This is a genomic window from Betaproteobacteria bacterium (genome assembly GCA_016194905.1).
Classification (GTDB): domain Bacteria; phylum Pseudomonadota; class Gammaproteobacteria; order Burkholderiales; family JACQAP01; genus JACQAP01.
This window is the reverse complement of record JACQAP010000028.1, coordinates 12,238-36,470: the sequence shown is the minus strand read 5'-3', so window position 1 is coordinate 36,470 and position 24,233 is coordinate 12,238. Positions and strand designations below refer to the sequence as shown.

Below are 24,233 nucleotides of genomic sequence, written 5' to 3'. Positions count from 1 at the left end.
AAGCATCGCTGCAGCGCCTATAATTTCAGTGTACGCGTCAGATACCGGAGAATCCCCATGCCCGCGAGCGCAACTGCGCTGCAAACCAGCGACGAACCGATCCTGCTGCGCCAGGATGCCGGCGGTATCGCCACCGTCACGCTGAATCGCCCGAAGCAGTACAACTCGCTTTCCGAAGAGTTGCTGACTGAACTGCAATCGACGCTCGACGCCATCGCAAGGGACGAATCGGTTCGCGTGGTCGTCATCGCGGGTGCCGGCACGGCGTTCTGCGCCGGACATGACCTCAAGCAGATGCGCGCCAATCCGCGCAAGGCCTACTACGACAAGCTCTTTGCGCAGTGCAGCGACGTGATGATGAAGCTATTGCGCTTGCCGCAACCGGTGATCGCGCGCGTGCACGGCATTGCCACCGCGGCGGGGTGCCAGTTGGTCGCGCAATGCGATCTCGCGGTCGCGTCCGATACCGCACGCTTTGCCGTCTCGGGCATCAACGTCGCCCTGTTCTGCTCGACCCCGAGCGTATCGCTCGGCCGCAACGTCTCGCGCAAGGAAGCCATGGAAATGCTGCTGACCGGCGATTTCATCGATGCCGCGACCGCGAAGGAACGCGGCCTGGTGAATCGCGTCGTGCCGGCGGACAGGCTCGATGCCGAGGTCAAGGCGCTCGCCGATGCCATCATCCGAAAATCTTCCGTCGCCGTGACCACCGGCAAGAAGATGTTCTACAAGCAGATGGAAATGGGCATGGAAGCAGCCTACGAGTACGCCGCGGACGTCATGGCCTGCAACATGATGGCGGAGGACGTCGGCGAAGGCATCGACGCCTTCATGCAGAAAAGAAAACCGGAGTGGAAGAATAAGTAGCCCCCTCTCCCTGGCCCTCTCCCGCGGAGGGGAGAGGGAACTCTGAGGCACTAAAGCAAAACAGGCGACCCGTTGGTCGCCCGTTTATTTTCACGGTTGGGAGGCCCCCTCTCCCCCGGCGGGAGAGGGCTGGGGAGAGGGGGTGGGGTGGCTCATGGCGAGCATGAGGTCGTTGAGGCGTTTGACGAACGTTGCCGGATCGTCGAGTTGCCCGCCTTCGGCGAGCAGCGCCTGGTCGAACAAGATGTGGCTCCAGTCGCCGAAGCGCGCCTCGTCGGTCTCATATTTCAACCGCTGCACCAGCGGATGGTGCGGATTGATTTCCAGGATGGGTTTGCTGCCCGGCACCTTCTGACCCGCGGCCTTGAGCATGCGCTCCAGGTTGGCGCTCATGCCGTGTTCGTCCGCAACCAGGCAGGCCGGTGAAGACGTCAGCCTGAACGTCACGCGGACTTGCTTCACCTGGTCGCCGAGGCTCTTGCCGATCTTCTCGACCAGCTCCTTGTGCTCGCCGGCTTCCTTCTCCTGCTCTGTCTTGTCCTCGTCGGCCAGCTTGCCCAGGTCGAGATTGCCCTTGGCGACCGACGCCAGCGGCTTGCCGTCGAACTCGGTCAGATTCGAGCCTACCCACTCGTCGACGCGATCCGACAGCAGCAGCACCTCGATGCCCTTCTTGCGGAAGATCTCCAGATGCGGGCTGTTCTTCGCGGCGGCGAAACTGTCGGCCGTGATGTAGTAGATCTTGTCCTGGCCGTCCTTCATGCGCGCCACGTAGTCCGCCAGCCCGATGCTCTGTTCCTCGGTGTCGGCATGGGTGGATGCAAAGCGCAGCAGTTTGGCGATGCGCTCCTTGTTCGCCCAGTCCTCGCCGACGCCCTCCTTCAGCGCGCGTCCGAATTCCTTCCAGAAGGCCGCGTATTTGTCCTTCTGGTTCTGCGCCAGATCCTCGAGCAGGCCGAGGACCTTGTTCACACAACCTTTGCGGATGGTCTCGACGTCCTTCGATTCCTGCAGGATTTCGCGCGACACATTGAGCGGCAGGTCGCCGGAGTCCACCACGCCGCGCACAAAGCGCAGGTAGGCGGGCAGCAATTGTTCGGCATCGTCCATGATGAAGACGCGCCGCACGTACAGCTTGACGCCGTGGCGGTGCTCGCGGTCCCAGAGGTCGAACGGCGCGCGCGCCGGAACGTACAGCAGCTGGGTGTACTCGGACTTGCCCTCCACTTTTGAATGCACCCACGCCAGCGGCGCATCGAAATCATGGCCGACGTGTTTGTAGAACTCGCGATACTGTTCTTCGGTGATTTCCGACTTCGGCCGCGCCCACAGCGCGGACGCCTGGTTGACCTTTTCCAGTTCATCCCGGGTGACATGCTCGCCCTTGTCCTTGTCCCATTCCTGCTTGTTCATCAGGATCGGCAGGGAGATGTGGTCGGAGTACTTGCGGATGATCGACTGCAGGCGGAAACCTTCCAGCAGTTCGTCCTCGCCTTCGCGCAAATGCAGGGTGACTTCGGTCCCCCGTCCCGGCCTCTCCGCGGTTTCGATGGTGTAGTCGCCTTCGCCGCCCGATTCCCAGCGCACGCCCTGCTCCTTGCCCAGCCCGGCGCGCCGGGTGACCAGCGTGACCTTGTCGGCGACGATGAACGAGGAATAGAAGCCCACGCCGAACTGCCCGATCAGGGTGGCGTCCTTGGCCTGGTCGCCCGTGAGCCGCTCGAAGAACTCGCGCGTTCCGGATTTGGCGATCGTGCCGATGTTATCGATGACTTCCTGGCGCGACATGCCGATGCCGTTGTCCGATACCGTTAGGGTGCGGGCCGCGCGATCGAAAGACACGCGGATTTTCAGGTCGGCATCGTCCTCGAAGAGCCCGGCATCGGTCAGCGCCTCGAAACGCAGTTTGTCGCAGGCATCGGACGCATTGGAAATCAGCTCCCGCAGGAAAATCTCCCTGTTGCTATACAGCGAGTGGATCATCAACTGCAGCAGTTGCTTGACTTCGGTCTGGAAGCCCAGTGTTTCCTTGGTGGCGGCTTCGGCCATGGCGATACACTCCTTAAGAATTTTGTACTGGCTTGGTGAGATAAGGGCGCTATCTTATGCGTTCAAGAGCCGCACCGGAACCCGGGTACGTCGCCCGATGCCTGTCCGGCATCGCCGCCGGATTCATACAAGGAGTCAAACGATGAAACATTTCGTCCCCGTCCTGGTCCTGGCCGCCGCCCTCGCCGCCGGTACAGCGATGGCCGCCCCGCCGATCGAGCGCATCAAGCTGCCGCCCGGCTTCAAGATCGAGGTCTATGCAGAGAATGTCGAGAATGCCCGCTCGCTGGCACTGGGCGACAAGGGAACCGTATTCGTCGGCACGCGCTCCGAGGGTTCAGTCTACGCGCTGGTGGATTCCAATCGCGACGGCAAGGTGGACGAAGTCGTCACCATCGCCAGGGGACTGAATGCGCCCAATGGCGTGGCCTTCCGCGACGGCGCACTCTATGTCGCCGAAATCAGCCGCATCCTGCGCTTCGACAATATCGAAGCGGATCTCAAGAAGCCGCCGAAACCGGTCGTCGTATTCGACAAGCTTCCCAGGGACGGCCATCACGGCTGGAAATTCATCGCCTTCGGGCCGGACGGCTGGCTCTATGTGCCGGTCGGCGCACCCTGCAACATCTGCGAGACTGATGCTGACGTGTATGCCGCAATTCACCGCATGAAGCCGGATGGCAGCCAGGTTGAAGTGTTCGCCCGCGGTATCCGCAACACGGTCGGCTTCGATTGGGATCCGAACACGAAGGAACTCTGGTTCAACGACCACGGCCGCGACATGATGGGCGACGACCTGCCGTCCTGCGAGCTGAATCACGCGCCCAAGCCGGGCATGCATTTCGGCTTTCCCTACTGCCATCAAGGCGACACCCCCGATCCGGAATACGGGGCGAAGCGCAAATGCAGCGAGTTCACGCCGCCGGCACTGAAACAGGGCGGCCATGTCGCACCCGACGGGCTGCGCTTCTATACCGGCAAAATGTTTCCCGCGGCGTACAGAAACCGGATATTCATCGCGCAACACGGTTCGTGGAACCGCAGCCGCAAGAACGGCTACCGGGTGATGATGGCCACGCTGAAGGAAGACGGCCGAACCGTGGACAAGTTCGAGGAGTTCGCCACCGGCTGGATGGAGAATGAACGCGCCTGGGGACGCCCGGTGGATCTGCTGGTGCTACCGGACGGATCGCTGCTGATTTCCGACGACTCCGCCAACGTGGTTTACCGCGTCACTTACTCGAAGTAGGCTGCGATCCTTCCTCGACATCGACAGGATTCATCATCGCGGCGGCCAGCAGCCGCTTCACCACATCGCCCTCGATCAGACTTTTGAGCGCGGCGTAATCGATCTTTCCCGAAGCCAGCAGCGGCAATTCCTTCAGTGGGACCAGGCGGCGTGCGACCGAAAGATCGTGCGTCCCCAGTTGCTTCGCCGCCTCCAGCAGGCGGCCGCGCGTGAGCCAGGGATCGGTCGTGAACAGCACGGTGGTCTCGCCGCCGAAATCCTGCGCATTGAGCACCGCCGCATGATGAAAATCCGGAGAGGCCTCGCGCGCCACATGCTCGATCATGTCGAGGGATACCATCTCGCCTGCGATCTTGGCAAACCGTTTGACACGCCCGGAGATCGAGACCAGGCCATCGTGATCGATATCGACGACGTCGCCGGTGTCGTACCAGCCTTCGCCGACCGAGGACTTCGGCGCCTCGATCACGCCCGGATTCTGATAGCGGTAATAGCCCAGCATCAGGTTGGGACCGCGCACGTGCAGCACGCCGCCTTTGTCGATGCCGTCCATGGGCTCGATCTGATGTTCAACGCCGGGCAGGAAGCTGCCGACTGCGCCGCGACGGTAAGCCGCCGGCGTGGCCAGCGAGATCACCGGCGCGCATTCGGTCGAGCCGTAACCCTCCATGATGCGCACGCCGAATTTTTCCATCCAGATCCTGGACACTTCCGGTGACAGTTTTTCGCCGCCGGAAATGACGTGGCGCAGCCGGCTGAAATCCATCGGATTGGCATAGCGCGCGTAGAACGACAGAAAAGTGCTGGTACCGAACAGGATGGTGCAGTCGCGCTTGTATGCAATTTCCGGAATGGCGCGATAGCGCAGCGGAGAGATGAACAGATTGACCCGCGTGCCGGTAATCAGCGGCAGCATCACGCCGGCGGTAAAGCTATAGGCGTGGTAGAGCGGCAGCGGATTGAGCACCTTGTCCGCAGGCGAGAAGTCGAACACCGCCCGGATCTGCGCGACATTGGCGACGATGGCGTGATGCGACAGCACCACGCCCTTGGGTCGATCCTCGGAACCGGACGTAAACAGCACGACCGCGGGGTCCAGCGTCGATTGCTTTGCCATGGCCAGTCGCGGCAGCCGCAGCGCGAATGCAATCAGCCAGAATTTGTCGGCAAACCCGAACTGGCTGCGCAAATCCTCGAGATAGATGAGGGTGCAGCCTGGCAACGCATCCAGCAGCGGCTGCAGATGCGCCTGCTCGATGAACCGGCGCGACGTGATCACCGTGCGCACACCCGCGGCAATGCGCGCACTTTCCACCGCCAGCGGACCGGCCGAGTAATTGAAGATCGCGGGCACGCGGCGCGCCGCCGACAATGCCATCACCACGGCGACGGCACTGACCACATTCGGCAGCAGCACGCCGATGTTTTCGCGGTCGTCGGTGTGCCGCCGCAACAGGCGCGACAGCGCCAGGCTCATGCGCAGGAGATCCCCGTAGGTATGCGGCTTCTCGCTCTGGTCCTCGATGAGGAAGGTCTTGCGGCCGTGCACGGAGACGGCGTCCAGGAAACATTCGAACAGCGGCTTGCAGGCGTGCGATTGCACCGCCATCGCCTGCATGACCGCGGCGAGCCGGCGGGTGGCGAAGGCGCGCCGTCGCCGTGCGCTCCCGGCGGCGCCACCGTCGATGCGCGTCGCTGAAAATACCCGCAGCGTGATAGCAGGCAACCATTGCCGCAGCCGCGACGCCGAACCGGAACGGCTGAACCACTGTCCCGCCCCTTCCACGTGCACCGGCAGCACGCTGGCTCCGCTTTTCAGGGCGACTAACGCGGGCACCGGGTAGATCTTCATGACTGCGCCATTTTCGACAATGCGCCCTTCCGGGAAGAGCACCACCGGACGCCCGGCGCGTAGCAGGCGCAGCACCCGCTTCATGCTCAAAGGGTTGTTGAGATCCAGGGCTTCGTGGCGGACATGCGCCAGCAGCCAGCGTACGAGCCGGCCTCCGGTTTCATCTGGCGGCACGATAACGACGGGATCACGCGGCAGAAACAGGGCCAGCACCACGGCGTCGAGGCGGGAATGGTGATTGGCGACAATCAACAAGCGATCGGCATGCCCGAACGGCGCCAAGTCACCGAGGACGCGGACACGAAAAAGCAACCGCAGCAGCAAGCGAATCAGGGAGGACATAGAGCACTCAACCGGCAATCGTTGTCGTCATGGCGTGCGGATATCGGCATGAAATCCACAACGCAAACAAAATCCATGGCTTGGAGCACTATATTAAATCACTTACACAGATGTCATGGCAGTCCGCATCCAAACAAATTTGTGAAGTTTTTGTCGCCTTACAGGGACAAGTTAATTCAACACATTGACTAAGAAGCCAAAAAAGTAAACCTATCAGAGTGTTAGATTTGCCTTTCGATCGCGTCTTCGTCTAAAGTCAGAGCGGAAACCGCTTTTGGGAGAAACAACATGGAAGCGGCCTCTCCGTCGTCCTCAAACCATTCGCTCAGGAGAACTAAAATGGACATGAATGTCCCGCAGGAACTACTCCTTCCCGCAACGCCAGGGTCTCAGGCCGCCGCTCCATCCACCGAATACTTTTTTTCCGAGCAGCTTTCCGCGCTCTACGACAGGGAACAGCATTCGATGTGGCTGAGATGGAATCCGAGCCCGCGGCCGAACTTCAATCCCGAACTGCTGCAGGATCTCAATCGCTACTGCCAGTTCATGACTCACAGCGGCGGGGCGATCGAGTGCCAGGGCGAACGCATGCCCCTGGAATATGCGGTACTGGCGTCGAAAGTGCCGGGCGTCTTCAATCTCGGCGGCGACCTGAGCCTGTTCACGCGACTGATCGACGCGCATGACCGCGACGGATTGCTGGGTTACGGACGAGCCTGCGTGGACGTCCTGTACCGCAACTACGTCGGCCACGGGCTGCCGATCACGACGATTTCGCTGGTCCAGGGCGAATGCCTGGGCGGTGGCTTCGAGGCCGCGTTGTCTTCCGACGTGATCGTGGCCGAACGCCAGTCCCGCTTCGGCTTTCCCGAGATCCTGTTCAACCTCTTCCCGGGGATGGGCGCCTATTCGTTCCTGGAACGAAAAGTCGGCAAACGCGCGGCCGAAGAACTGATCTCCAGTGGCCGGGTCTATGGCGCCGATGATATGCTGGCGATGGGTGTGGTGGATCTGGTAGTGGATCAGGGCCGGGGCGAGGGCGAAGTCGGGAATTTCATCAAGTCCCGCAGCCGTAGCCGTATTGGCATGGCCGGCATTGCCGCAGCCCGGCGCCGTGTCCACAAGCTGGACTACGAGGAACTGCTGGGTGTGGTCGAGGTCTGGGTGGATACCGCGCTCAGCCTGAGCGGCCGCGATCTCAAGCTCATGCAGCGCCTGGTTTCCCGCCAGAACGACCTGCACCCGATGGCCCGCCGGGAAGACACCGGCATGGCCAAGCATCTGCACTGAATGCGCCGGCGAATGGGATTCGTCGGCCCGATCAACCGGCGAAAACGGAGCGTCAGGCGCACCATGGCGCAGGATCTTCCCGAGTACACGATTCAGGAAGCGGCGGCACGGCTGGGCATTCCGCTGCAGAAATTGCGGCGCTGGGACGCACAAGGCGTGCTGGTCGCCCGCCGAACCGACGGCGGCCACCGCCGCTATGCGCGCGAGATCATCGATGGGCTGGCCGGTTCGGCCACGGTCGTGGCGAGCGATAAGCACGATCTCGTCAGGCCGGAGACCGGCAGGATGGAAGATCAGCTGGCCGCCGCGCGCCGTACCCTGAAGGAAAAGCGCCGCATCATCCAGCTGTTGTTGGAAAGCGAATCGCGCTATCGCGATCTGGTCGAAACCTCCCACGATCTGATCTGGACGACCGATGCGCTGGGCCGCTTCACTTATCTGAACAATGCCTGCGTCGAGCTCTTCGGCTTGCGGCCAAAGGATCTGCACGGCGGCTGCTTCTTCGATTTCGAGGCGCGTCCCCAGCATGTGTCCAACCGCCGCTTCCTGTCGGCGCTGCGCAAGAACGGCGAAGTAAAGAACTACCTTACCCACCTGATTTCCACCGACGGCACGGACCGCTGGGTGGGCATCAACGCGCGGGTCTCACATGACGAGGAAGGCCGTATCGTCGGACTGCGCGGCACCGCACGCAACGTCACCGAGCAGCACCATGCCGCGCTGGAAATCGAGCGCCTCGCGACTCACGACGGACTGACCGGTCTGCCTAACCGCGTTTCTCTGCAGAAGGCGCTGGAAGCTGCTCTGGCCGACGGCGAAAAAGGGTCGGTGGTACTGCTCGACGTCGATCATTTCAAATACATCAACGACAACTTCGGTCATCGCGCCGGCGACCAGCTTCTCATCGCCATCGGCGGGCTGATGAAGGATCTGTTCAAGGATGAAAACGCGCAGGTATTCCGCTTGGGCGGAGACGAGTTCGCGCTGCACCTTCCAAACGCATTGCGCGGAGATGCCTCGCAATTCGGCGAGCGCGCACTGACGGCGCTGCGCCATTACAAGTTTCCGGTGTCGGGGCAGGGCTGCCTGTCGACTCTGACAGCTTCGATCGGTGTCGCCATCTATCCTTTCCACGGCGCCGACGTGGCCACCCTGCTGGCCAATGTCGACATAGCGATGTATCAGGCCAAGGACAACGGCCGCAACCGCGTGCGGCTTCATGATCACAATCCGGACGATTTGCGGGGCACCCACAAGCGCGTGCACTGGGCGCGCGAGCTGCGCGAAGTACTCGACGACAACAGGGTCATGCTGTGCTCGCAACCTGTGATCCGGCTGTCCGACCGCACATCGGTGCATCAGGAGATTCTCGTTCGCATCCTCGACCGCAACGGCGGCATGGTGCTGCCGGGACAGTTCATCGAGGTGGCCGAGTCGCTGGGAATGGCACAGGAAATCGACCTGCGTGTAGTCAGCAAGGTCATCGACGCGCTGCAGGGGCCGGATTTCCGCGGCCGCAAGACGCGCTTTTTCGTGAACCTGTCGCGCACCAGCATTTCCGATCCGCACTGGGTGCGGCGTTTCCAGAGCATGCTCGCGGCGGCTCCGATAGACCATTCGCAACTGGTGTTTGAAATCACGGAAACGGCGGCGATGTCGAGTGTCGATGTGACCCAGGAATTCATCGCTCAGATGAAAGGCTTGGGTTGCCGCTTTGCGCTGGACGATTTCGGGGCGGGCTTCAGCTCCTTCTATTTCCTGAAGCGCTTCGACGTCGATTACCTCAAGATAGATGGCAGCTTCGTGCGCGACCTCGCTTCCGACAATGCCAGCCGGCTCTTCGTGGGCGCGCTGTGCGACGTCGCCCGCGGCCTGAATAAACAGGTCGTCGCGGAGTGGGTCGAAAATCAGGCCGTGATGGACATTCTGGTGGGAATGGGGGTCCAGTATGGCCAGGGGTTTCTGTTCGCCCGTCCGCTGCCATTTCCTGCCATCGTTCCCGCGCAGCAACCACTGCGAGCCGGCCAGCGCGCCTGAAACACGCGTCGGGCACGGCCGTGCCTACCAGTTTTCCCTCAGGAGTTTCTCCGCCCAGAAAAGGCCGAGAACGGTTTTTGCGTCGGTAATACGCCCGCGCCGGATCCAGTCCACGCCCTCAGCGAGCGATACGCGCAATGTTTCCAGAAATTCGCCTTCGTCCAATTGTGCTCCCTTGAACTCCAGCTTGCGCGCCAGGAAAAAATCGATCCGTTCGTCCGAGTAGCCGATACACGGATGCAGGCGGCCCAATTCACGCCACTCTGCGGCCACGTAGCCGGTCTCCTCGAGCAGTTCGCGTTTCGCGGTTTCGAGAGCCGGTTCGTCCGGCTCGAGCTTGCCGGCCGGCAGCTCGTAAAAATGCTGGCCGACCGGATAACGAAACTGGCGCTCGAGCAATACGGAGCCGTCGTCGAACAAAGGCAGGATGATCGCGGCACCGGGATGCATTACATACTCGCGCGACGCCGTTCTGCCGTCGGGTAGCCTGACCTCGTCTTCGTTGACCGTCAGGATCCTGCCGCGATAGGCCGTTCGCGAGGTAATTTTCTTTTCCGTGAAATCGGAGCTCACAGCGACAACTGGATCGCGTGCTGACAAATGGCCAGCAGCGCGCCGGGTGCGAGCCCGAGTCCGATGATTGCCAACCCGTTGACCGACATCAGCGCGCGGACATCGGCGTACGGTTCGATCGCGTGCGTGTCGGTCGGCGCATCGAAGTACATCAGTTTGACCACGCGCAGGTAGTAGAAGGCACCGACCAGGGAGAACAGCACCGCGGTCACCGCCAGCCAGATGTAACCCGCCGACAATACCGCCTGCAAGACGAACAGCTTCGCCCAGAAACCCACGGTCGGCGGTATCCCGGCCATCGAGAACATGAGCAACAGCATGATGAACGCGTACCACGGGTTGCGCTGATTCAATCCCTTGAAGTCCTCCAGGTTTTCAGCCTCGAATCCTTCGCGCGACAGCAGCAGGATCATGCCGAACGTCCCGAGACCCATCACCACGTAGACGATCGAATAAAACATGGCGGCACCGAATCCTTCGATCGTGCCGCTGAGAATGCCCAGCAGCAGGAATCCCATGTGCGAGATGGTCGAGTACGCGAGCATGCGCTTGAGGTTCGTCTGCGCGATCGCGGTGACGTTGCCGATCGCCAGCGAGGCCACGGCGAGAATCACCAGCATCTGCTGCCATTCCACCATCAGTTGCTGGACGCCGAGCGCCTCGACCAGCATGCGCATGATGAAGGCAAATGACGCAAGCTTCGGCGCGGTGCCGATCAGCAGTGTCACCGCCGTCGGCGCACCGTGGTAGACGTCCGGCACCCACATGTGGAAAGGCACGGCGCCGAGCTTGAATCCGATGCCGGCCACCACGAAGACCAGCCCGAAGATCAGGATGGTCGGAATGGCGTCGCCATCGGTAATGCGCTGCGCGACTTCCGTTACTTCGAGCGAGCCGGTGGCGCCGTAGATCATCGACATGCCGTAGAGCAACATGCCGGAGGCAAGCGCGCCCAGCACGAAGTACTTCATCGCGGCCTCGGTACTGATGCCGGAGTCGCGCGGCAGCGCCACCATGGCATACAGCGACAGCGACATCAGTTCGAGGCCGAGATAGAGCACCAGGAAGTGATTCGCCGAGATCATGACCATCATCCCCAGCGTGGCGAACAGCGAGAGCACGAAGAATTCGCCGCGGTAGATCCCGCGAAACGAAGCGTAGGAACGCGAATAAGCGAGCATCACTGCCACGCTCAGGCAGACTGCGATCTTAAGGACATCCGACATCGGATCGCCGACGAACATGCCGTTGAACGTATAAGCCACGTCTTCGCCACCGGCCACCAGAATGATTCCAGCGGTGGCTATAAGGGTGATCTGGGTCAGGATGTAGGTCCAGACGCGCAGCCGGTCGGGCAGGAACAGATCGACGATGAGGATCACCGAGACCATCGTCAGCACGAAGATCTCGGGGGCCGCCAGCAGAAAATCCGGCATCTCGTAATCCATTTTAGAGTTTGCTCTTCATCGCCAGCGCCAGCACGTCGCCGACCGAATTGTGCAGCACCGAGGCGAATGCCTGCGGGTACAGCCCCATGCCGAGTACCGCGACCGCGACCAGCGCGAGCACCAGTCCCTCACGTGCCCCGATATCGGAGAGCGCTTCGACGTGGCTGTTGGCGACCGCGCCGAACACAACCCGCTTGTACATCCAAAGCGTATAGGCGGCGCCGAACAACAGAGTAGTAGCAGCGACGGCCGCATACCAGAAGTTAACGTGCATGGTGCCCGTCACCACCAGGAACTCACCGACGAATCCGCTGGTACCCGGCAAGCCGGAATTGGCCATCGCGAACAACATGAATAAGGCGGCAAATACCGGCATCTTGTTGACCACGCCGCCGTAGTCCGAGATCAGGCGCGAATGCATGCGATCGTAGAGCACGCCCACGCAGAGGAACAGCGCGCCCGAGACGAAGCCGTGGGACACCATCTGGATGACCGCACCTTCCATGCCTAATGGATTGAAGATGAAGATGCCCAGCGTAACGAATCCCATGTGCGAGATCGACGAGTAGGCGATCAGTTTCTTCATGTCGGTCTGCACCAGCGCAACCAGTCCGATGTAGACCACGGCAATCAGAGACAGGCCGATGACCACCGGCGCCAACACGTGGCTCGCATCCGGAAGAATCGGCAGGGACAATCTGATGAAGCCGTAAGCGCCGAGTTTCAGCATGACCGCCGCCAGCACCACGGAGCCGCCAGTCGGCGCCTCGACGTGCGCGTCCGGCAGCCAGGTATGCACGGGGAACATCGGCACCTTGACGGCGAAGGCCGCAAAAAACGCGATGAACAACAGGATTTGCGCGGCCAGCGGAATCTGCAGCCGGTAATAGTCCAGCAGGGCGAAACTGCCTCCGGACGTCGTGTAGAGATAAATGAATGCGACCAGCGTCAGCAACGAACCCAGCAGCGTATACAGGAAGAACTTTAACGCGGCGTAGACGCGGCTGGGTCCGCCCCACACACCGATGACGATGAACATCGGGATCAGGGTGGCCTCGAAGAACACGTAGAACAGCGCGGCGTCCATCGCGCAGAACACGCCGTTCATCATTCCCGACAACACCAGGAAAGCCGCCATGTACTGCCCGACGCGGCTGCCGATGACTTTCCAGCCCGCGAGCACCACCAGCACCGTGGTGAAGGTGTTCAGCAAGATCAACAACAGCGAGATGCCGTCGATGCCAAGGTGGTAGTTGATGTTGTAGGACTCGATCCACGGCGTCAGCTCGACGAATTGCATCCCCTGAACAGTGGAATCGAATTTGACGTAGAGCGGCAGGGCAACGACGAAGCCGGCGACCGCGCCGGCGAGAGCGAGCCAGCGCGCAAAGTTGGCATTGCGGTCGGATCCGGTGAAAAGCACGACGACGCCGGCCAGAATCGGCAACCAGATGACGGTACTGAGCAGGGCTGGTCCGGGCATGTTTTCAGCTTCTCGCGAACCAGAGCGTGAGCAGCACGAACACGCCGATGATCATGGTGAACGCGTAGTGGTAGATCAGGCCGGATTGCAATTTGCGCGCAATCGTCGCGAACCAGCCCACCAGCCGCGCCGCGCCGTTGACGAAGACACCGTCGATCACCGCCACGTCGCCGCCTTTCCACAATCCCCGTCCGAGCAGGCGTGCGCCACCGGCGAAAAACCAGTCGTTGAAGCGATCGAAATAATATTTGTTGTCCAGCAGCGTGTAGACCGGACCGAACACGACGCGCAGCTTCTCCGGCAGATCGGTGCGCTTCAGATACAGGAAGGCAGCTGATGCAATGCCGGCAATCGACAGCCAGAACGGCCAGGTACCGAGGGAGTGGATCATCATCGCAACGACGCCGTGAAACTCCTTGCCCATCTCGCCGAGCACATCGTGCGGCTCGCTCACCACGATCGCATCGCCGAAGTAGCCGCCGAACAGCACCGATCCGATCCACCATCCGGCACAGACCGACGGAATCGCCAGCCCGATCAGCGGCCCCGTCACGACTGCGGGTGACTCGTGGGGCGCGTGGCCGTGTTCAGCGTGATCGTCATGCGCAGTGAAATGCTCCGCGCCATGGAAGGTCATGAACATCAGCCGGAAGGTATAGAACGCGGTGACGAACACGCAGGACAGCACGCAGAAATACGCAAACCCGCTGCCCGGCAGATGGGACAGCTGCACGGCTTCGATGATCGCATCCTTGGAAAAGAACCCGGAAAAACCCGGAATGCCCGCGCTCGCCAGTGCGCCGACCATCATCGTGGCGTAGGTAATCGGCATGGTTTTGCGCAGGCCGCCCATTCTGCGCATGTCCTGTTCGTGATGCATGGCGATGATGACCGAGCCGGCGCCGAGGAACAGCAGCGACTTGAAGAAGGCATGGGTAACCAGGTGGAACATTCCGGCCGCATAGGCCGAAGCGCCCAGCGCCACGGTCATGTAGCCGAGCTGCGACAGCGTGGAGTAGGCAACCACGCGTTTGATATCGGTCTGCACGATCGCCACCAGCGCCATGAACAAGGCCGTGATCGCCCCGATCACCATGACGAACGACAGCGCCGCCTCCGACATCTCGAACAGATGCGACATGCGCGCGACCATGAAAATACCGGCCGTCACCATGGTCGCGGCGTGGATCAGCGCGGAAATCGGCGTCGGACCTTCCATCGAGTCCGGCAGCCAGACGTGCAGTGGAAACTGCGCCGACTTCCCCATCGCGCCGACAAATAGCAGGATGCAGATCGTGGTGATGAGCGGCCAATCAGTAAAGGCCACGCCGAGCGTCGCGTGCGCCAGCTCCGGTGCCTTGGCGAACACTTTTGCGTAATCGAGCGTGCCGAAATACACCAGTATCAGCGCGATGCCGAGCAGGAAGCCGAGATCGCCGACCCGGTTGACGATGAAGGCCTTCAGGTTGGCGTAGATCGCGGTCGGGCGGGTGTACCAGAAGCCGATGAGCAGATAGGACACCAGCCCCACCGCTTCCCAGCCGAAGAACAGTTGCAGGAAGTTGTTGCTCATCACCAGCATCAGCATCGAAAAGGTGAACAGAGAGATATAGCTGAAGAAACGCTGGTAACCGGGATCGTCGGCCATGTAACCGATGGTATAGACGTGCACCATCAGCGATACGAAGGTGACGACCAGCATCATCGTGGCCGACAGCTTGTCGATCAGGAAACCGACTTGCATCGTGACGTCGCCGCTTGTGATCCAGGTGTAGAGCGGCCCGTTGAAGGTGTTGCCCGCAAGCACGTCCCGGAACACCAGGAAGGATGCGACCACTGAAATCACCATGCCGGCGATGGTCACCACGTGCGACGCACGCCGGCCGATGAGCCAGCCCAGCAGGCCGGCGATCAACGCACCCGCAAGCGGGGCAAGGGGAACGATCAAGTAGAGCGCCTTCATTTTCAATACGCTCCTTGAAGTACTGCGTACTGCGTGCTGCGTGCTGCGAAGGGGCAATCCCTCCGCGTCGCGATGTTTTCTCTCAGTACACAGTACACAGCACTTATGGGCGAAGCCCGGTATCCAGCGAAGTCGGGCAGCACGGATTTCATCCCTTCAATTTGTCCAGATCGTCTACGTTGATGGTGCGCACGGTGCGGAACAGCACCACCAGGATCGCCAGTCCGATCGCGGATTCGGCCGCTGCGACGGTCAGGATGAAAAACACGAAGATCTGGCCCGCCGTGTCCTCGAGGAAGTGCGAAAAGGCGATGAAGTTCATGTTCACCGCCAGCAGCATCAGCTCGATGGCCATCAGCAGGATGATCACGTTTTTGCGGTTCAGGAAGATTCCCACCACGCTGATCGCGAACAGGATCGCGCCGAGAATCAGGTAGTGCGACAAGGAGATCATGCCGACGCACCGTTCCGGAGGGGCGAGGAACGAGGGGCGAGGAACGAGGGAAAACATCCCACCACTCGAGACCAAAGACAGCTTTTCCTCAATACTGGCTCCTCACTTCTCATTGCGCTTCTCGGACGGCATCGACACGATGCGCACGCGGTCCTTCCGGCGAACTTTGAGCTGCTGGGCGGGATCGATATATTTTGTATCCTTGCGATGGCGCAGGGTGAGCGCGATGGCCGCCACGATGGCGACAAGCAGGATGACCGCCGCGATCTCGAAAGGGTAGACGTAATCGGTATAAATGAGCCGGCCGATCTCGCGTGTATTGCTGTAGTCGGCCGCGTGCGGTGCCGGCTTGGGCATGCCTTCCAGATCGAAGTAGCGTCCGCCGAGCACGAGGGCCATTTCCGCGACCATCACACCAGCGACAATCAGTGCCGGCACGAGGTAATCCCAATAACCCTCGCGCAGCCGGTCCAGGTTGATGTCGAGCATCATCACGACGAACAGGAACAGCACCATGACCGCGCCGACATAAACCAGCACCAGCGCGATTGCCAGGAACTCCGCTTCCAGCAGCATCCACAAGCCGGCGGCGGTAAAGAAGGCGAGCACCAGGAACAGCGCCGAGTGCACCGGATTGCGCGCGGTGATCACGCGCAGCGCGGCAACTACCATGATCGCCGCGAAGAAATAAAAAGTGACCGCCCTGAAGTCCATGTTGTTATTGGTAAGGATTGAGGAGTAAGGAGAATCGTCTCCTCACTCCTCACCCCTCACTCCATCACCGGTAATTTGCGTCCTCGGCGCGATCCTTCGCGATCTGCTCTTCGTAACGATCGCCGATCGCCAGCAGCATTTCCTTGGTGTAGAGCAGATCACCGCGCTGCTCGCCGTGATACTCGAGAATGCGGGTCTCGACGATCGAGTCCACCGGACAGGATTCCTCGCAGAACCCGCAGAAAATGCACTTGGTCAGATCTATGTCGTAGCGCGTGGTGCGGCGCGTGCCGTCGGCGCGCTGTTCGGATTCAATGGTGATCGCCAGAGCCGGGCATACCGCTTCGCACAGCTTGCAGGCGATGCAGCGTTCCTCCCCGTTCGGATAGCGGCGCAACGCGTGCAGGCCGCGGAAGCGTCCGGACTGCGGCGTCTTCTCTTCCGGAAACTGCACCGTGATCTTGCGCGCGAAGAAATAGCGGCCGGTCAGGGCCATGCCCTTTACCAGTTCGAAGAGCAGGAAGGTACGGAAGAAATCGCGGAGGCGTTCGATCATGTACACGCCCTCGCCGAAGTTCTCATTTTCACCATGGCCACCACGAGGTCTGCATCAGGCCGCCGATCAGTACCAGCCAGACGATCGTCAGCGGGATGAACACTTTCCAGCCCAGGCGCATGATCTGATCGTAGCGATAGCGCGGGAATGTCGCGCGGAACCACAGGAAACAGAACAGCAGGAAGGCGATCTTCAGCAGCAACCAGGGAAACCCGCTTGCCGCAAGCCAGGGCAGGCCCATCGAATCCGCCAATGCGCTCGGCAGCGGTGACAGCCAGCCGCCCAAAAACATGGTCGCCGCCAGCGCAGCAACCAGGATCATGTTCGCATATTCGGCGAGGAAGAACACGGCAAAGGCCGTTCCTGAATATTCCACGTGGAAACCGGCTACGATTTCCGATTCACCCTCGGCCACATCGAATGGTGCACGATTGGTTTCAGCCACGCCGGCGACGAAATACACCAGGAACATCGGGAACAGCGGGATCAGGTTCCAGCCCAGCAAGCCCCAGGCGGTGCTCTGCTCCATGACGATGGTGGAAAGGTTCAGGCTGCCCGACATCATGAGCACGCACACCAGCGCGAACCCCATGGCGATTTCGTAGGATACGATCTGCGCGGCGGAACGCAATCCGCCGATGAAAGCGTACTTCGAATTCGATGCCCAGCCGGCGACGATGACGCCATAGACGCCCATCGAAGTGATCGCCATCACGTACAGCAATCCGGCATCCACGCGGGCAAGCACCAGGTCTGGCGTGAACGGCACGACCGCCCACGCTGCGAGCGCAGGCATGATCGACAGCACGGGGGCCAGTATGAACAGGAACTTGTTGGCTCCTGACGGAATGATGATTTCCTTGGCGAGGAGCTTGAGGACGTCGGCGAACGGTTGCAGCAAGCCTTTGTAGCCGACCCGGTTCGGCCCGATCCGCACCTGCATGTAGCCGATCACCTTGCGCTCGGCGAGCGTGAGATAGGCCACCGAGAGAATGAGCGGCACCGTGATGGCGACGATCTTCGCCAGCGTCCACAGGGCAGTCACGCCGTCGGCTCCGATCAGCCCCTCGACGAAGGCGAGGTTCATGCGCTCACCTTTTCCTGCGCCACCGCGCGCGCGAGTTCGATTTCACCGAACAACGGCCCCAGCCCGCTGGTCTCGTGACAGCCGGCCGGTATGCGCGCGCAATTCGCGGGCAGCCTGTCGTCGCGCAGGAAGGGCAGAACGGCTTCGCCACCGTGCTGAGAAATGCGTACGCGGTCGTTTTGGCGCAGGCCGAGTTTCTCGACCAGGCCGCCGGGCAGCGACACTACGGCAGCTTGCGCATCTCGAGTCAGCTGCAGGGACTCGGCGCGGCGCACGACGCCATCGACGTGATAGATCGGAACTTCGCCGATCCTTTCAATGACGGCTCTCTCAATGCCGGTTCTTTCAATACCGGCTCGCCCTACACCCGTGAGGGCGGAGACACGCAACGGCGCAAGCTCACCCTGGATCGCATTGTCCAGCCGCGAAGCCATATCGCCGATGGCGGCGACGCAATCGGCGCGGACGCCTTCGACGCTGTCGTACCCGAAGCCCGGCAGTTCGAGCAAGGTGCCAAGCACACGCAACACTTTCCATGCAGGCCGCGTCTCGCCCAGCGGCCTCCCGACACCCTGGAAACTCTGCACCCGGCCTTCCGTATTCACGAAACTGCCGCCGGTTTCCGTGAACGGCGACACCGGTAGCAGGACCTGCGCGTACTCCAGCGCGTGTCTGAACGGCGACATGGCGACCACCAGTTCGGCGGACTGCATCGCGGCGCGCGCGGCGCGCGGATCGACGGTGTCGAGATCCATCTCGGCGTGCAACAACAGGTAGGCCTTGCGCGGCTGCGCCAGCATCTGCAAGGCGTTCATGCCGCGAACCCCGCCGGCAGTCGGCGTCGCACCGGCCAGATAACCGCCAACGCTGTTGGCGGCTTCGCCGAAAAATCCGATTTTTGCGTCGACGATGCGCGCGAACTCCTGCGCCAGCCGATGCAGTTCGCTCGCTTGCGGATGATGCTGGGCCAGGTTGCCGAGGAAGATCGCACGGTTGCGGCCCGCTGCGAGGCTTTCCGCGATCTTGCGAACCGCAGCGTCGACGGCCACCCCCGCAACGGCAGCCGGCACCGCAACCGATTTGATCTCGGCCGCCGCCTTTACGACCTGGGCCAGGATTCCCACCAACGCGGAGGGAGCCGCGATGGCTTTGTTGGCCACGCGCATCAGCAGATCATCGTCGACCGGATTGATCAGATTGAACTGCGCACCCTTCTTGACGGCTTGGCGCAACCGCTGCGCGAGCAGCGGCTGTTCCTTGCGCAGCGTGGAGCCGATCACCAGGATGCGATCGAGCTTGGGAATTTCCGCGACTTTCATGCCCAGCCAAGGCGAGCCACGCAGTTGTCCGTCGGCGGAAAAATCCGACTGGCGCAGGCGGAAATCGACGTTGCCGCCACCCAGTCCGCGCGCCAGCTTGCCCAGCAGATAAAGTTCTTCCAGCGTGGCCTGCGGCGTCGCCAGCGTACCGATGGCTTCAGCGCCATGGGTTGCGCGGATCCGTCCGAGTTCGCCGGCAATGTATTCCAGCGCCGTGCTCCAGTCGACGTCTTCCCATTTGCCGTCACGCTTGAGCATCGGTGAGGTCAGCCGGTCAGCGGCGTTCAACCCTTCGTAAGAGAACCGATCACGATCCGACAGCCAGCATTCGTTGACGTCCTCGTTGTCCAGCGGCAGCACGCGCATCACGCGATCGCCCTTGACCTGCACCACGAGATTGGAGCCCAGCGCGTCGTGCGGGGCAATCGACTTGCGCCGCGCCAGCTCCCAGGTGCGCGCGCTGTAGCGAAAAGGCTTGGACGTCAGCGCGCCGACCGGGCACACGTCGATCATGTTGCCGGACAGTTCGGAATCCACCGTTCGTGCAACGAACGGCATGATTTCAGCGTGCTCGCCGCGGCCGGCCATGCCGAGCTCCATGACGCCGGCGATTTCCTGTCCGAAGCGCACACAGCGCGTGCAATGGATGCAGCGGGTCATTTCCTCGGCCGACACCAGCGGCCCGAGGTCCTTGTTCGACACGACGCGTTTCGGCTCGTCGTAGCGCGAACTGGAAGCACCGTAGCCGACGGCAAGATCCTGCAGTTGGCATTCGCCGCCCTGGTCGCAGATCGGGCAATCGAGCGGGTGGTTGATCAGCAGGAATTCCATCACGCCCTTCTGCGCCTTGATCGCGGCTTCGGAATGCGTGTAGACCTTCATGCCCTCGGTCACCGGCGTGGCGCAGGCCGGCAGCGGCTTGGGCGCCTTTTCCACCTGCACCAGGCACATGCGGCAGTTGGCGGCGATCGACAGCTTGCGGTGGTAGCAGAAATGCGGCACGTAGATGCCGAGCTTGCTCGTGGCATCCATGATCATGCTGTTGTCCGGAACTTCCACCGGCCGGCCGTCTACTTCGAGCTTTGCCATGTGCATGGGATCAGTGTTGTCCGTGAACGAGGCACTTGCCGTGGTCGATGTGGTACTGAAACTCGTCGCGGAAATGCTTGATGAAGCTTTTCACCGGCAGCGCGGCGGCATCGCCCAGCGCGCAGATCGTGCGGCCGGCGATGTTGTCGGCAACCGAATTCAGCTTGTCGAGATCCTCCGCGCGGCCCTGGCCGTGCTCGATGCGATGGACCATGCGATACAGCCAGCCGGTACCTTCGCGACACGGCGTGCACTGGCCGCAGGATTCCTCGAAATAGAAATACGACAGGCGCTGCAGGGCACGCACCATGCACGTGGTCTCGTCCATGACGATGACCGCCCCGGAGCCGAGCATCGAACCGGCCTTGGCGATCGAATCGTAATCCATGTCGGTGGCGAGCATGACCTCCGCGGGCAACACCGGCATCGACGAACCGCCGGGGATGACTGCCTTGAGCTTGCGATCGTCGCGCATGCCGCCGGCCATCTCCAGCAATTTCGCGAACGGCGTGCCGAGCTTCACTTCGTAGTTGCCGGGGCGCGCGACGTGGCCGGAAACCGAAAACACCTTGGTGCCGCCGTTGTTCGGACGACCCAGGCTGAGGAAAGCTTCGCCGCCGTTGACGATGATCCAGGGCACGGCGGCGAAGGTTTCGGTGTTGTTGATCGTGGTGGGCTTGCCGTACAAGCCGTAGCTCGCGGGGAACGGCGGCTTGAAGCGCGGCTGGCCTTTCTTGCCCTCCAGTGACTCCAGCAGCGCGGTTTCCTCGCCGCAGATGTAGGCGCCCCAGCCGTGATGCGCGTGCAACTCGAAACTGAACTCCGAGCCGAGGATGTTCTTGCCCAGCAGTCCCGCGCTGCGCGCTTCCTCCAGCGCTTCCTCGAAGCGCTCGTACACGTCCCAGATTTCCCCGTGTATGTAGTTGTAGCCCACGGTGATGCCCATCGAATACGCCGCGATCGCCATGCCCTCGATGACGATGTGCGGGTTGTAGCGCAGGATGTCGCGATCCTTGAACGTGCCGGGTTCGCCTTCATCCGAATTGCAGACGAGATATTTCTGCCCGGGGAACGCGCGCGGCATGAAGCTCCATTTCAGACCGGTGGGAAATCCGGCACCGCCGCGGCCGCGCAGCGCAGACTTCTTCATCTCGGCGATGACCTGCTCGGGCGTGATTTTCTCGTTGAGAATCTTGTGCAATGCCTGGTAGCCGCCGCGCGCCTCATAGTCTTTGAGCCGCCAGTTGAGTCCGGTCAGCTCCTTGAGGATGATCGCGTCGGGCCCGTAGACATCCGGAGAATACGGCGGCATCGGCGCGTTCATTTGCGCAGCTCCTCTATCCAGGCATCGAGCTTGTCGGGCGTCATGAAGGACGCCATATTCTTGTCGTTGTGCAGACACACCGGCGCATCGCCGCAGGCGCCCAGGCATTCACCTTCTTTCAGCGTGAACTGGCCGTCGGGCGTGGTCTCGTTGAAGTCGATGCCGAGTTTCTTCTTCAGGTTATCCACAGCAACCATCGCACCGGAGAGGGCGCAGGGCAGATTGGTGCAGATCGTGATCTTGTGGCGCCCGACCGGGTGCAAGTTGTACATGCCGTAGAAGCTGGCCGCTTCGTACACGGCGATCGGCGGCATGCCCAGATATTGCGCGACGAAATCCATCGTTTCGGTGGACAGCCAGCTCTTCTCGTCCTGCGCAATGGTGAGCGCCGCCATGACCGCCGATTGCCGCTGGTCGGCGGGATATTTGGCGATCGCCTTGTCGATCCGGACCAGCGATTCCGGCGACAGCACCATGGGTGCGTTCATCGATCCACCTCGCCGAACACGATGTCCTGCGTGCCGATGATGGCAACCACGTCCGCGATCATGTGGCCGCGCGCCATTTCATCGAGCGCGGCCAGGTGAGCGAAACCGGGCGCGCGGATCTTCAGGCGGTACGGCTTGTTGGCGCCGTCGGACACCAGATAGATGCCGAACTCGCCCTTGGGCGCTTCGACGGCGGCATAAGTCTCGCCGGGCGGGACGTGCATACCCTCGGTGAAGAGCTTGAAATGGTGGATGAGCTCTTCCATGTTCATCTTCATGTCAACTCGCGAAGGCGGCGCGATCTTATGGTCGTCGGTGATGACCGGCCCCGGATTCTTGCGCAGCCAGTCGATGCACTGTTTCACGATGTGATTGGACTGGCGCAGTTCCTCGATGCGCACGAGGTAGCGGTCGTAGCAATCGCCGCTGACGCCGACGGGAATGTCGAAATCGACGCGATCGTAGACTTCGTAGGGCTGCTTCTTGCGCAGATCCCATTCGACGCCCGAACCGCGCAGCATCGGGCCGGTGAATCCGAGCGCGAGCGCCCGTTCCGGCGTAACGACGCCAATGCCCACCGTGCGCTGCTTCCAGATGCGGTTGTCGGTCAGCAGCGTTTCGTACTCGTCGACATAACGTGGAAAGCGATGGGTGAAGTCCTCGATGAAATCGAGCAGCGAACCGCGGCGGTTGTCGTTCAGCTCGCGCACGGCCTTTTCGTTGTGGATTTTCGACGCCAGGTACTGCGGCATCGTTTCGGGCAGATCGCGATAAACGCCGCCGGGACGATAGTAAGCGGCATGCAACCGCGCGCCTGAAACCGCCTCGTAGACGTCCATCAGGTCTTCGCGCTCGCGGAAGCAGTACAGGAACACGGTCATCGCACCGATGTCGAGTGCATGCGCGCCCAGCCACAACAGGTGGTTCAGGATGCGGGTGATCTCGTCGAACATCACGCGGATGTATTGCGCGCGCAACGGCACATCGATCCGGAGCAGCTTCTCTATGGCCATCACGTAGGCGTGCTCGTTGCACATCATCGAGACGTAATCGAGCCGGTCCATGTACGGCACCGACTGCAGGAAGGTCTTGGACTCTGCGAGCTTCTCGGTTGCTCGATGCAGCAGGCCGATGTGCGGATCGGCTCGCTGGATCACCTCGCCATCGAGCTCCAGCACCAGCCGCAACACCCCGTGCGCAGCAGGGTGTTGGGGGCCAAAGTTCATTGTGTAATTGCGGATCTCAGCCATGAACCGTCGCGCCGCGTGGATTCAGGAAAGAATCAAAAGCGTTTGCCGCAAAGGGCGCAAAGAAAAAAGAGGGGTCGCAAAGTAAAGGCGGGATGAGGACGGATGCGTATAAGCCGCCGTTGCCGTGTTTTTCCTCTGCGCTCTTTCTTTTCACTCTGCGTCCTTTGCGTCGAAAGCTGTCCGGCTCTTTTTTCCCGCTCTAATCGACGTCGCCGTAATGCGCTTCCCGTACTACGCGCGGCACCGTCTCGCGCGGCTCGATGCTGACCGGTTGATAGACCACGCGCTTCTGGTCAGGGTCGTAACGGACCTCGACAAAACCGGACAACGGAAAGTCCTTGCGGAAGGGATGCCCGATAAAGCCGTAGTCGGTCAGGATCCGGCGCAGATCCGGGTGTCCGGGGAACATGATGCCGAAAAGGTCGAAAGCTTCACGCTCGAACCAGTTGGCCGACGGCCAGATTCCCACGACCGAATCCATTACCGGGAATTCGTCGTCGGTGGCGAATACCTTCAGGCGCAGGCGATGGTTCGACGAAACGGACAACAGGTGGTAGACCACCGCATAGCGCAGGCCGTCGTGGCGTCCGTTGCCATAGTCCCGGTAATCCAGGCCGCACAAATCGATCAACTGCTCGAACTTCAGCGCCGGATGATCGCGCAACGTGCCGGCCATCGACAATAAGTCGGCGGCCTTGGCGACAAGCGTCAGTTCGCCGCCGGCGTCGAAAATCTCGACGGCCTTGTCCGCAAACGTGGTTTTCAGGCTTTCTGTGAGCGCCGCGATGCTGGCCATGTC

20 protein-coding genes are annotated in these 24,233 nt (G+C 61.4%); 4 read left to right on the top strand and 16 right to left on the bottom strand.

Annotated features, from left to right (window positions below):
• Positions 1-57: 57 nt before the first annotated feature.
• Positions 58-867: an enoyl-CoA hydratase gene (locus HY067_18565; GenBank protein ID MBI3529955.1), complete on the top strand. Its 810-nt coding sequence runs from the start codon at positions 58-60 to the stop codon at positions 865-867.
• A 90-nt stretch (positions 868-957) separates the two neighbouring features.
• Here HY067_18565 and htpG read toward each other — a convergent pair whose 3' ends face one another.
• A complete protein-coding gene (gene htpG, locus HY067_18560; GenBank protein ID MBI3529954.1) occupies positions 958-2,916 on the bottom strand; it encodes a molecular chaperone HtpG in 1,959 nt (652 codons plus the stop codon).
• Between the two features lie 142 nt (positions 2,917-3,058).
• On the opposite strand from htpG, the gene HY067_18555 reads away from it, so the two are divergent.
• Positions 3,059-4,165 carry a sorbosone dehydrogenase family protein gene (locus HY067_18555; protein MBI3529953.1) on the top strand — a complete coding sequence of 369 codons (1,107 nt, stop codon included), beginning with the start codon at positions 3,059-3,061 and terminating at the stop codon, positions 4,163-4,165.
• On the opposite strand, the gene HY067_18550 is transcribed toward HY067_18555, so the two are convergent.
• A complete protein-coding gene (locus HY067_18550) occupies positions 4,149-6,359 on the bottom strand; it encodes an AMP-binding protein (GenBank protein ID MBI3529952.1) in 2,211 nt (736 codons plus the stop codon). The genes HY067_18555 and HY067_18550 overlap by 17 nt on opposite strands.
• Positions 6,360-6,698: 339 nt before the next feature.
• Here HY067_18550 and HY067_18545 point away from each other — a divergent pair, with 339 nt between their 5' ends.
• Together HY067_18545 and HY067_18540 are read left to right on the top strand one after the other, a co-directional pair.
• Positions 6,699-7,649 carry a crotonase/enoyl-CoA hydratase family protein gene (locus HY067_18545; protein MBI3529951.1) on the top strand — a complete coding sequence of 317 codons (951 nt, stop codon included), beginning with the start codon at positions 6,699-6,701 and terminating at the stop codon, positions 7,647-7,649.
• Between the two features lie 63 nt (positions 7,650-7,712).
• On the top strand, positions 7,713-9,686 hold the full coding sequence (locus HY067_18540; GenBank protein ID MBI3529950.1) for an EAL domain-containing protein: 1,974 nt from the start codon (positions 7,713-7,715) through the stop codon (positions 9,684-9,686).
• Between the two features lie 24 nt (positions 9,687-9,710).
• Here HY067_18540 and HY067_18535 read toward each other — a convergent pair whose 3' ends face one another.
• The 14 genes from HY067_18535 to HY067_18470 form a co-directional block, all read right to left on the bottom strand.
• Complete coding sequence (locus HY067_18535; protein MBI3529949.1) at positions 9,711-10,259, bottom strand: NUDIX hydrolase; 549 nt, start codon at positions 10,257-10,259, stop codon at positions 9,711-9,713.
• Complete coding sequence (gene nuoN / locus HY067_18530) at positions 10,256-11,707, bottom strand: NADH-quinone oxidoreductase subunit NuoN (protein ID MBI3529948.1); 1,452 nt, start codon at positions 11,705-11,707, stop codon at positions 10,256-10,258. The genes HY067_18535 and nuoN overlap by 4 nt, the downstream gene beginning before the upstream one ends.
• Before the next feature lies 1 nt (position 11,708).
• Entirely contained in the window at positions 11,709-13,190 is a 1,482-nt protein-coding gene (locus tag HY067_18525; protein MBI3529947.1) for an NADH-quinone oxidoreductase subunit M, read from the bottom strand.
• A gap of 4 nt (positions 13,191-13,194) precedes the next feature.
• A complete protein-coding gene (gene nuoL / locus HY067_18520) occupies positions 13,195-15,153 on the bottom strand; it encodes an NADH-quinone oxidoreductase subunit L (protein ID MBI3529946.1) in 1,959 nt (652 codons plus the stop codon).
• 148 nt (positions 15,154-15,301) lie between these two features.
• On the bottom strand, positions 15,302-15,607 hold the full coding sequence (nuoK, locus tag HY067_18515; protein MBI3529945.1) for an NADH-quinone oxidoreductase subunit NuoK: 306 nt from the start codon (positions 15,605-15,607) through the stop codon (positions 15,302-15,304).
• A 102-nt stretch (positions 15,608-15,709) separates the two neighbouring features.
• Positions 15,710-16,321: an NADH-quinone oxidoreductase subunit J gene (locus tag HY067_18510; GenBank protein MBI3529944.1), complete on the bottom strand. Its 612-nt coding sequence runs from the start codon at positions 16,319-16,321 to the stop codon at positions 15,710-15,712.
• A 64-nt stretch (positions 16,322-16,385) separates the two neighbouring features.
• Positions 16,386-16,874: an NADH-quinone oxidoreductase subunit NuoI gene (nuoI, locus tag HY067_18505; protein ID MBI3529943.1), complete on the bottom strand. Its 489-nt coding sequence runs from the start codon at positions 16,872-16,874 to the stop codon at positions 16,386-16,388.
• A 31-nt stretch (positions 16,875-16,905) separates the two neighbouring features.
• Complete coding sequence (gene nuoH, locus HY067_18500) at positions 16,906-17,964, bottom strand: NADH-quinone oxidoreductase subunit NuoH (protein MBI3529942.1); 1,059 nt, start codon at positions 17,962-17,964, stop codon at positions 16,906-16,908.
• Positions 17,961-20,372, bottom strand: coding sequence for an NADH-quinone oxidoreductase subunit G (locus HY067_18495; GenBank protein MBI3529941.1), 2,412 nt, complete (start codon positions 20,370-20,372; stop codon positions 17,961-17,963). The genes nuoH and HY067_18495 overlap by 4 nt, the downstream gene beginning before the upstream one ends.
• A 10-nt stretch (positions 20,373-20,382) precedes the next feature.
• On the bottom strand, positions 20,383-21,684 hold the full coding sequence (gene nuoF / locus HY067_18490) for an NADH-quinone oxidoreductase subunit NuoF (protein MBI3529940.1): 1,302 nt from the start codon (positions 21,682-21,684) through the stop codon (positions 20,383-20,385).
• Positions 21,685-21,692: 8 nt separating this feature from the next.
• Positions 21,693-22,169 carry an NADH-quinone oxidoreductase subunit NuoE gene (nuoE, locus tag HY067_18485; protein MBI3529939.1) on the bottom strand — a complete coding sequence of 159 codons (477 nt, stop codon included), beginning with the start codon at positions 22,167-22,169 and terminating at the stop codon, positions 21,693-21,695.
• Between the two features lie 11 nt (positions 22,170-22,180).
• On the bottom strand, positions 22,181-23,434 hold the full coding sequence (locus tag HY067_18480; protein MBI3529938.1) for an NADH-quinone oxidoreductase subunit D: 1,254 nt from the start codon (positions 23,432-23,434) through the stop codon (positions 22,181-22,183).
• Positions 23,427-23,588: a hypothetical protein gene (locus HY067_18475; protein MBI3529937.1), complete on the bottom strand. Its 162-nt coding sequence runs from the start codon at positions 23,586-23,588 to the stop codon at positions 23,427-23,429. The genes HY067_18480 and HY067_18475 overlap by 8 nt, the downstream gene beginning before the upstream one ends.
• Before the next feature lie 45 nt (positions 23,589-23,633).
• A complete protein-coding gene (locus HY067_18470) occupies positions 23,634-24,230 on the bottom strand; it encodes an NADH-quinone oxidoreductase subunit C (GenBank protein MBI3529936.1) in 597 nt (198 codons plus the stop codon).
• Positions 24,231-24,233: the final 3 nt, after the last annotated feature.